Genomic DNA, 8,005 nt, shown 5'->3' on the forward strand with positions numbered 1-8,005 from the left:
ATCGGCGCCGTCACACTCAACCCAGAGAGGGAGCAGCCGGCAGTGAAAATAGCAGCTTAAAAACACGGCTGACGCGACAACTACCTTGCAAAACGCCGAGTCCTATGCCGGCAACGAAGCTACGTTCAATTCCTATCGAACTCATGTCGAGCGGCTGTTGCTCTGGTCCCTACTGGTGGCTGGCAAACCCCTCGTTGAATTGCGTCGCCGAGACGCCGAGGCATTCATGGAGTTCTGCCTCAACCCGCCAGCCGACTGGATAGGTCCGGTCGTAAAGTCTCGCTTCCTGCGCGAGGGTGGTCGCAAGAAGCTCGACACGGACACCTACATCGTGAATTTTAAATGGCGACCTTTCAGTCACACCGTGGCCAAACGCGAACGCAAGATTGCCGAAGAGGCCGTTGCTACCCTTCCCTCCCGTCCCTACCGCATGTCGCAAGGATCTACTGCCCAAGTATTCGCAGTCTGTGGCAGCTTCTTCCAGCATGCCATTGATGAAGGACTTACCGAGGTAAACCCCTTCAGGGCGGTAAAACAGAAATCCATTTACAAACAACGCCACACCTTGGATGTGGCGTCCCGCTCCCTGACTCCGTTGCAGTGGAGCTACGTGATCGAGACTGCAGAACAGATGGCCACGGCCGACCCGAAACACGAACGCACTTTGTTCATCGTTGCGACTATGTTCTCTATGTACCTGCGAGTCTCTGATCTAGTCGGGCGTGACAACTGGACGCCTACTATGGGCGATATTCGTCGCGATACGATGGGTAACTGGTGGTTTCATGTGGTTGGCAAAGGCAACAAGGCAGCCAAGATCAGTATCCGCGACGAATATATCCAGAACTTCCTAGTACGCTATCGTCAACATTTACAGCTCTCCCCCTTCCCAACTGCCCAAGAGAAAACACCGTTGATCAGTTCTCTGAAGGGCCGCGGTGGGCTTTCTGATCGGCATATTCGCCTGCTCCTCCAAGGGCTATTTGATCGCGCTATGGGGCGTATGGCTGACGAAGGCTGGAGCGATGACGAAATAGACCAGTTACGCTCAGCTTCACTGCATTGGTTACGTCACACTTCCGCAACCTTTGATGCACCATATCGAGAGATGAAAGACCTCCAGGCTGACCTTCGTCACAATAGTCTCAGTACTACCCAAAATACGTACTACAACTCGCTGGACGAACAACGGGCTCACTCGGTGAAAAGCCTTCCAGTGAGGCGTTAAACACCTATTAAAAGTAGTGCCACCCCGCTCCGGTAGATATCCCTTAGACCCCCTCCTCCCGCATTTTCCTGAGCACATCCTGCCAACGCGAAAGCTGTTTGGTGTCCCCGGCACGCTTGACGCCACCAGCCTTGAACAAATACACGCCCTCCGCATTAAAGCCATACACCGGCAGTAGATCGTTACGTTGACTGGCCGGGCGGATCTGATTGATCAGGTTGTCCAGCACCAAGGGTTCGGCGCTGCTGCTGGAGTAATAGGTCACCACCATATGCGCCTGATTCAGACGCAAGGCTTTGACGTAGGTGATGCGCAATTTGTCTGCGGGAACCTGCAGTTGGCGCAGGCTGAAGTACTTGGCCAAGGAGTAATCCTCGCAGTCCGCCTTACCCTTTATCAGCGCTTCGACCGGTGTGGCCCAGTAATCCTGCTCACCCCAGATATTGATGTCGTCAACAAACTGCAACACCCGATTGAAATGGCGATTGACGGCGTGCAACTTGTCCATCTCGCCGAGCCCCTGGCTTTGCAGTAGCAGCGCTTGCCAATCCAGAATGCGTTGGCGTGCATCCCCCAATGGACCATGGCGCACTTCTGCACGGCGGATGATTTCCTGGAAGTCCCAACCTGGCTGACGATTAGCCCAGGATGGTCCGAAAAGAACAGCACTTAAACCATAGCCCAATAGCTGCAAGACGGTACGCCGGCTGTATGCCTTGGCTGCGGAGTCTTTGGCACCAGACATCGGTTCCTGTCCTCCGCATACTGCTGCGCTAGCACAGCAGACCGTTAAGGTAACGATGAGCCAGGGGATCGCGGCTGCTCTGGAACAGATCCTGGGCGGGCCCACTCTCCAGCACGCAGCCGCAGCCATCCCGTACCCAGCACACCGCCACATGGTCGGCCAGGCGCCGTGCCTGAGCCAGGTTGTGGGTCACCATCAACAATGTGTAGCGCCCCTTGAGGCTGTCGATCAGCGCCTCAACCGTGGCGCTGGCCATCGGGTCCAGGGCACTGCAGGGCTCATCCAGCAACAGCACACTCGGCTGCAAGGCCAGGGCGCGGGCGAAGCCCAGGCGTTGCTGTTGACCGCCAGACAGCCCCAGTGCCGGCTTATCCAGCCTATCGCGCACTTCATTCCATAACCCCGTGGCCTGCAGGGCTTGCTCCAGACGCTCTTCCAGTACGGCCTTGTTGCGCACCCCATGCTCGCGCAAGGCAAAGCGGATATTTTCGGCAATGCTCAAGGGAAAGGGGTTGGGCTGCTGGAACACCATGCCGATCTGACGACGCAAAGCTTGTACATCTTCGGCTCCGCTCAAGACATCCCGGCCGTCGATCAGTACACGCCCGCTGACCCGTGCACCTGGCACCAGATCACTCATGCGATTGACCGCCGAAAGCAGGCTGCTCTTGCCGCAACCACTGGGGCCGACCAGGGCCATCAGCTCCCCGGGAGCGACTGCCAATGAGGCGCCTTGCAGCGCGACCTGACCGGCGTAATGCACACTGAGGTTTTCAATCTGAATGGAAGGTGGCACTTGCATGATTTATCTCGCAAAAGCTGCCGGCCGACGCCCCAGGCGCCACGCTAGCAATTGAATGATCAGGGCCAGGCCCAGCAGCACCAGAGCCGTAGCCGCCGAGGCCGGGCTGCCACCGGAGACGTTCATGGCCAGGTCGTAGATATGCACGGCCAGGGTGCGCCCCGAGTCGAATACACTTTCAGGCCAGCGCATCACATAACCAGCGGTAAACAGCAGCACGGCTGTTTCCGCCAGGGCACGCCCCGCACTCAGCACCAGAGCAGCCGCGATACCCGGAGCCGCAAAGGGCAACAGGATGCGTCGCAGGTAGCCAACGCGGGAAATCGCCAAGCCGGCAGCAGCCTGGCGATAGCTGTGCGGACAGTCGCGCAGGGCCTGCTCGCAGCCCCGAATAAACAGTGGCAAAACCATGCAGGCTAGAGTGCAGCCACCGGCCAGCAGGGAGTAGCCCCAGCCAAGTTCGACCACGAACACGCGGTGCCCGAACAGGCCAAACACCACCGAGGGTACGGCGCCCAGGCCATCCAGGGCCCACTGCAGCACCAGATTGGCACGGCTGTCCGGCCGCAGCTGCTCCACCAGAAACAGTGCGGTGCCCAGGCCCAGTGGCACGGCAATGGCCAAACAGATCAGCAGCACCCAGAGCGTGGAGAGAATGATCGGACCAATCCCCCCGCTCCGTCCTGCCTGCTCGGGCGCAGTACTGAAAAAGCTCAAATCCAGATGGCTGAAACCCTCGGCAAACAGGGTCAGCAACAAGCTCAGCGGTGCCAGGGCCAGCAGCAGGGCCAGGCTTGCCAGGGCATAACCGCGCCAACGTTCCTGCCGGTTCATGTGCGAGCTCCATAAAGGCGTGCCAAGCCCATCAGCAGCAGCGCCAATACCAACAACACCCAGCCACTGAGGTATAACGCCTGCAGGTGAGGACCGGTGGCATAGCTCATCTCCAGGGCGATATTGGCCGTCAGGGTACGCACTGGGTCGAAGATCGAACCCGGCCACTGCACTACATTGCCGGCCACCATCAGCACCGCCATGGTTTCACCCAGGGCCCGGCCCAGTTGCAGCAGGATGGATGGCCATAGCCGTGGCCAGGCTGCGGGCAGCAGCACCCGGCGAATCGCCGACCAGTGCGACACCCCCAGACACAGGGCCGCCGGCAGATGGCGGCGAGCGCTTTCACGGAGGATTACATCCGCCTGCACCATCAGCAGCGGCAGGATCATCAGCCCAAGCACAATACCTGCCGTCAGCAGGCTGGCACCCGGTGGAAACCAGTTGTTGAGCAAAGGCACCAGTACCACCAGCCCCCACAGCCCATAGACCACGGAGGGAATGCTGGCCATAAGGCCAAGCAGCGCCGAGTAGGCACTGGCCAGCGGCCTGGGTGCGTAGAAGATCAGCCAGATGCTGACCAACAGGCCGGCTGGCACTGCCAGCAGCAGGGCCAGTACGCTGCTGAGCAGGCTGGCTGCGAGCATGGCCTGCAAGCCGAATAAGCCCTTGCTCGGCTGCCAGCTGTTACCAAGCAGATTGCCGGGCTCCTGCAGCAGTGGCCAGCTGGCCTGGGTCAGAAACAGCAGAATCAGCAACAGGATCACCGCCGCTGCCAGCGCGCACAGCAGGCTGACCGAACGTAGCAGGCGGTCGGCGCTATCGCGCCGGAACAAAGGCGTGCTGTTGGACAAGGTCGGCCACCTCGCTGGATTGGGCAAAGTCCAATAGCGCCCGGGTGTTGGCATCCGGCTCACCGCGCACCACCAGGTTAAGGGGGCGGCTCAGTGGGTAATGCCCTTCTCGTACAGCCTGACTAGAGGCCTCTTGCCCATCCAGGGCCAGTAGCTTGATAGGCACGCCCTGCCCCGCTTCATACTCGGCACTGCCAATCGACACATAACCAATGGCCAGCGGATTGCCCGCGACAGACTTGATGCCTTGCTGGTTGTCACCTATCACCAGGTCCGGCCGCACAGCGCCGTTGTCGAGGTGGAAGTGCTGCAGAAACAACTCCAGAGTCGAGCGCCCTTCTGCCTTGTGTACCTTGACCACCGAGCCGGACGGACCATCAAGCGCTGACCAGTCACTGACCTTGCCGGTGTAGATGTCAACCACCTGCTCGCCCGTGATCTGGGTCAGGGGGTTGCTGGCGTGCACGATCAGGGCAATCCCATCGTCGGCAATGGTATAGGCCTGCAGATCTGTTTCCGTATCCTTCAGGGCGCGCGAGGCCATGCCGATGACGGCCAGGCCATTGCGTACATCCTGAATACCGCGTGAGGTTCCCCCCGATTGTACGTCCACGTGAATATCAGGGTTCAACGCCTCAAAACGCTTACCGATGTCCGCCATCAATGGGGCGATGGTGCTTGAGCCCGAGACACTGATGGTCTGCTTCTGCTCGGGTGAACAGGCACTGAGCAGCAGGACAGAGCAGGCAACGGCACACAACTTCCGAGTCAGCATCCCCTTCTCCTCAGCAGCAGCTGGCCGCAGTGCCAGGCGCAGCACCCTGATCGAACGGCAGACCACCGCCACAGCCCTCGAACAAACCGAAGTGCCGGCTGAAGTCGCCGATAAACTCGAAATGCGCAGCAAAACGGCTGTCCTTGAGCATGCGCCAGGTATTGCCGCACACCGGGAACACCCGGCCCGTTTCGATGCGGTGGTGTTTATCCAGCACAAATGCAGTGGGCGCACCGGCAATGCTGCCGCGATAGATCACGGCCTGGCCGTAGTCCTCGCAGGCCGGCTCCAGACCATCGAGCTTGAACAGCCGGTAGGTGGCGGAGAAGAAACGGGCATCGCCGAGTTTTTCCGCCAGCGCCGGGTCACTGATGCTGATCGGCTGATCCTCCACCAGGCGTGGGTCGGCAAAGCCATGCCGGCGGGCCAGGTTCTCGAAGTCATTCCAGTACAGGGCACCGCCCAGGCACTCACCGTACAACACCTCATCCTGGCGCAACGAGTCAGCCAGACGGCGATCCGCGTACACATCAGAGAAGTACAACTCGCCGCCCGGCTTGAGCAGGCGATAGGCCTCGCGCAATACGCTGTCCTTGTCAGGTGACAGATTGATCACGCAGTTGGATACGATGACATCGAAGCTGGCATCGGCCAGGTCCAGTGCTGCCAGGTCTTCGATATAGCCGTGGCGAAATTCCACATTGGCGTAGCCGAACTGCGCGGCATGGTAATCCAGATGGGCATTGGCCACCGCCAGCTGCTCGGCGGTCATGTCCACACCGAGCACGGAGCCCTCAGCCCCGACCAATTGCGCCAGGACATAACAATCGCGGCCCGAGCCACTGCCCAGATCAAGCACCCGGCAGCCCTCCAGCAAGGCCGGTGCGACCAGCCCGCAGCCGTAATAACGGGCGCTGACTTCGTGATGGACCTTGGCCAGCAGTGGTTTGAGCCAATTCGGCATGCTGCTGGGATCACAGCAGGCACTGGTTTTAAGATCGCCGCTGTTCTGCAGGACCTTGCCGTAATAGTTCTGTACCGACTCGTGCATGGAAAACCTCTTTTCAGAATGTCGATTGGCGATCAATGCGCGCCGACAGACAGGATCGATTACTGAGATATCACTTAACTACTAGATAAAAACAAAGGCGCTTTGTTACAGCCCATCAGCGCTGGCAGAGAGCCAAGAGAAACATAAAAAAAGGGGGCCATGGCCGACACAGCCCCCAAGACGGGGAGGAAAGGAGCAACCCCTATTTTTCACTCCACGACGAGTGAAAGCTTAAAGCAGGCTAAGCGGGTACTCGACGATCAAACGAACATCGTCGGCGTCCCCGTCAATTTGGTTGGAAGAGCCGCGGTGCACGGCATGCCGAACGCGCAGGGAGAGATCCTTGGCCGGGCCGCTCTGTACGATGTACTTGGCTTCCAGGTTACGTTCCCAATGTTTCTCGTTACGGGCATCGGCATCAAAGAAGCCACCACGGTCGTCCGCATCGGTGCTGTCGATATCGCTGCCGCGCACATAGCGCGCCATCAGGGTCAGGCCCGGTACGCCATAGCTGGCCATGTCCAGGTCATAACGCAGTTGCCAGGAGCGCTCGCCTGGAGCGTTGAAGTCGGAGTACTGCACCGAGTTGGCCAGGTAAATGCCATCGAAACCGATGTAATCGAAACCGGCGTCATCGTCGATCTGCTGATAGGCCAGGGTCACTGCATGGGCCCCCCAGGCGTATTTGCTGGCCAGAGACCAGTCGGTGTTGCCGATCTCACCAGCCAGTGCGCGGCCACGGTCGTTGGTGCGATAGACATTCAGATCAAAGCCCAGCGAACGCTCGCTACCCAGGTCAAGGGTATAGGCCAGCCCCGCGTAATAGCGCCGCCAGGTGTCTTCGACCTGGGAGCCGTAAAGGCTGAGGGAAAGACTTTCCGCTGGTGCATAGGTCAGGCCCGCCCAACTGATCGAGTCACCCACGTCGCCGGCATACTGAATAAGCAACTCATCATCCGAATTGCTGCTGTTGAACGCATTCATTGCCGTAATGTGGCCAGCGTCCAGGCTCACGCCCTCGATTTCCTCGCTGCTTAAGAAAAAGCCCGTGGCGGTTTCCGGCAACAGACGAGCATCGCCCGTCCCGACGACAGGGTTGGCGAATTGCTGCTCACCGTATTTGAGTACGGTGTTAGACACTCGCAGCTTGAGCACCCCGCCGGCCTCGCTCCACTCCCGCTCGGGCTCGCCATCGCTGCCGATGGGCGCTAGCAAGGTCCCGGTGCGGCCACCGCCGCCATCAAGACGAATACCGAGAAAGCCATAGGCATCCACACCGAAGCCAACCGTACCCTGGGTAAAGCCGGATTCGTAGAATCCCATGATCCCGTAGGCCGCTTCTTCGCGGTAACCGTTCTCCTGGCCGGGTTTGTTTGTATTGGTGCCGGCGCCATTGAAGCCACCGTTGCGGAAATCACGGTTGAAATAGAAGGCGCGATTGAGCAGATTGAAACTGCTGTCCTGGATAAAACCCTGCGCCTCCGATTGCTGGCTGGCCAGGGCTGTTTGGCTGAAGGCTGTTGCCACAGCCAGGCCGCACAAACTGAGTGTAAAGCGGTGCATTGGATACCCCTCTTGCGTAGGCGATGCGCCACCTGTGGGTAGCGCTTGTTGTTGTGCCTGAATTCATAGAATAAGTGCAACGCTTGAAACGATAGGCAGAGGGCCAGCCACCGGTAGAATCCAGGCTCTCACACCAAAGGATTCAAGCGCAGA

The 8,005-nt window shown here is 59.3% G+C and carries 8 protein-coding genes; 1 reads left to right on the forward strand and 7 read right to left on the reverse strand.

From position 1 onward, the window contains the following. Window positions 1-85 precede the first annotated feature (85 nt). Window positions 86-1,228 (forward strand): site-specific integrase, encoded by a 1,143-nt coding sequence (locus AUK77_RS06225; protein WP_296127274.1) that lies wholly within the window; start codon window positions 86-88, stop codon window positions 1,226-1,228. Window positions 1,229-1,271: 43 nt separating this feature from the next. Here the strand turns inward: AUK77_RS06225 and lapG are convergent, their stop codons facing one another. The 7 genes from lapG to AUK77_RS06260 all read right to left on the reverse strand — a co-directional run bounded on the left by lapG (window position 1,272) and on the right by AUK77_RS06260 (window position 7,852). Next, a complete protein-coding gene (lapG, locus tag AUK77_RS06230) occupies window positions 1,272-1,973 on the reverse strand; it encodes a cysteine protease LapG (protein WP_296127276.1) in 702 nt (233 codons plus the stop codon). A 28-nt stretch (window positions 1,974-2,001) separates the two neighbouring features. Continuing rightward, window positions 2,002-2,775 (reverse strand): phosphate ABC transporter ATP-binding protein, encoded by a 774-nt coding sequence (locus tag AUK77_RS06235; RefSeq protein ID WP_296127278.1) that lies wholly within the window; start codon window positions 2,773-2,775, stop codon window positions 2,002-2,004. 3 nt (window positions 2,776-2,778) lie between these two features. Then, entirely contained in the window at window positions 2,779-3,609 is an 831-nt protein-coding gene (gene pstA, locus AUK77_RS06240) for a phosphate ABC transporter permease PstA (RefSeq protein WP_296127281.1), read from the reverse strand. Next, window positions 3,606-4,463 (reverse strand): phosphate ABC transporter permease subunit PstC, encoded by an 858-nt coding sequence (gene pstC / locus AUK77_RS06245; protein ID WP_296127283.1) that lies wholly within the window; start codon window positions 4,461-4,463, stop codon window positions 3,606-3,608. The genes pstA and pstC overlap by 4 nt, the downstream gene beginning before the upstream one ends. Then, on the reverse strand, window positions 4,429-5,238 hold the full coding sequence (locus tag AUK77_RS06250) for a phosphate ABC transporter substrate-binding protein (protein ID WP_296127285.1): 810 nt from the start codon (window positions 5,236-5,238) through the stop codon (window positions 4,429-4,431). The genes pstC and AUK77_RS06250 overlap by 35 nt, the downstream gene beginning before the upstream one ends. 10 nt (window positions 5,239-5,248) lie before the next feature. Then, a complete protein-coding gene (locus AUK77_RS06255; protein WP_296127287.1) occupies window positions 5,249-6,289 on the reverse strand; it encodes a methyltransferase domain-containing protein in 1,041 nt (346 codons plus the stop codon). A gap of 231 nt (window positions 6,290-6,520) precedes the next feature. After that, window positions 6,521-7,852, reverse strand: coding sequence for an OprD family porin (locus AUK77_RS06260; RefSeq protein WP_296127289.1), 1,332 nt, complete (start codon window positions 7,850-7,852; stop codon window positions 6,521-6,523). Between the last annotated feature and the right edge of the window lie 153 nt (window positions 7,853-8,005).

The organism is Pseudomonas sp. Ga0074129, assembly GCA_001465025.1.
Taxonomy (GTDB): domain Bacteria; phylum Pseudomonadota; class Gammaproteobacteria; order Pseudomonadales; family Pseudomonadaceae; genus Aquipseudomonas.

Bases quoted from the DNA above. Each gene is read 5' to 3' on its own strand.
- lapG (WP_296127276.1), bottom strand. From the start codon at position 1,973: ATGTCTGGTGCCAAAGACTCCGCAGCCAAGGCATACAGCCGGCGTACC.
- AUK77_RS06235 (WP_296127278.1), bottom strand. From the start codon at position 2,775: ATGCAAGTGCCACCTTCCATTCAGATTGAAAACCTCAGTGTGCATTAC.
- pstA (WP_296127281.1), bottom strand. From the start codon at position 3,609: ATGAACCGGCAGGAACGTTGGCGCGGTTATGCCCTGGCAAGCCTGGCC.
- AUK77_RS06250 (WP_296127285.1), bottom strand. From the start codon at position 5,238: ATGCTGACTCGGAAGTTGTGTGCCGTTGCCTGCTCTGTCCTGCTGCTC.
- AUK77_RS06255 (WP_296127287.1), bottom strand. From the start codon at position 6,289: ATGCACGAGTCGGTACAGAACTATTACGGCAAGGTCCTGCAGAACAGC.
- AUK77_RS06260 (WP_296127289.1), bottom strand. From the start codon at position 7,852: ATGCACCGCTTTACACTCAGTTTGTGCGGCCTGGCTGTGGCAACAGCC.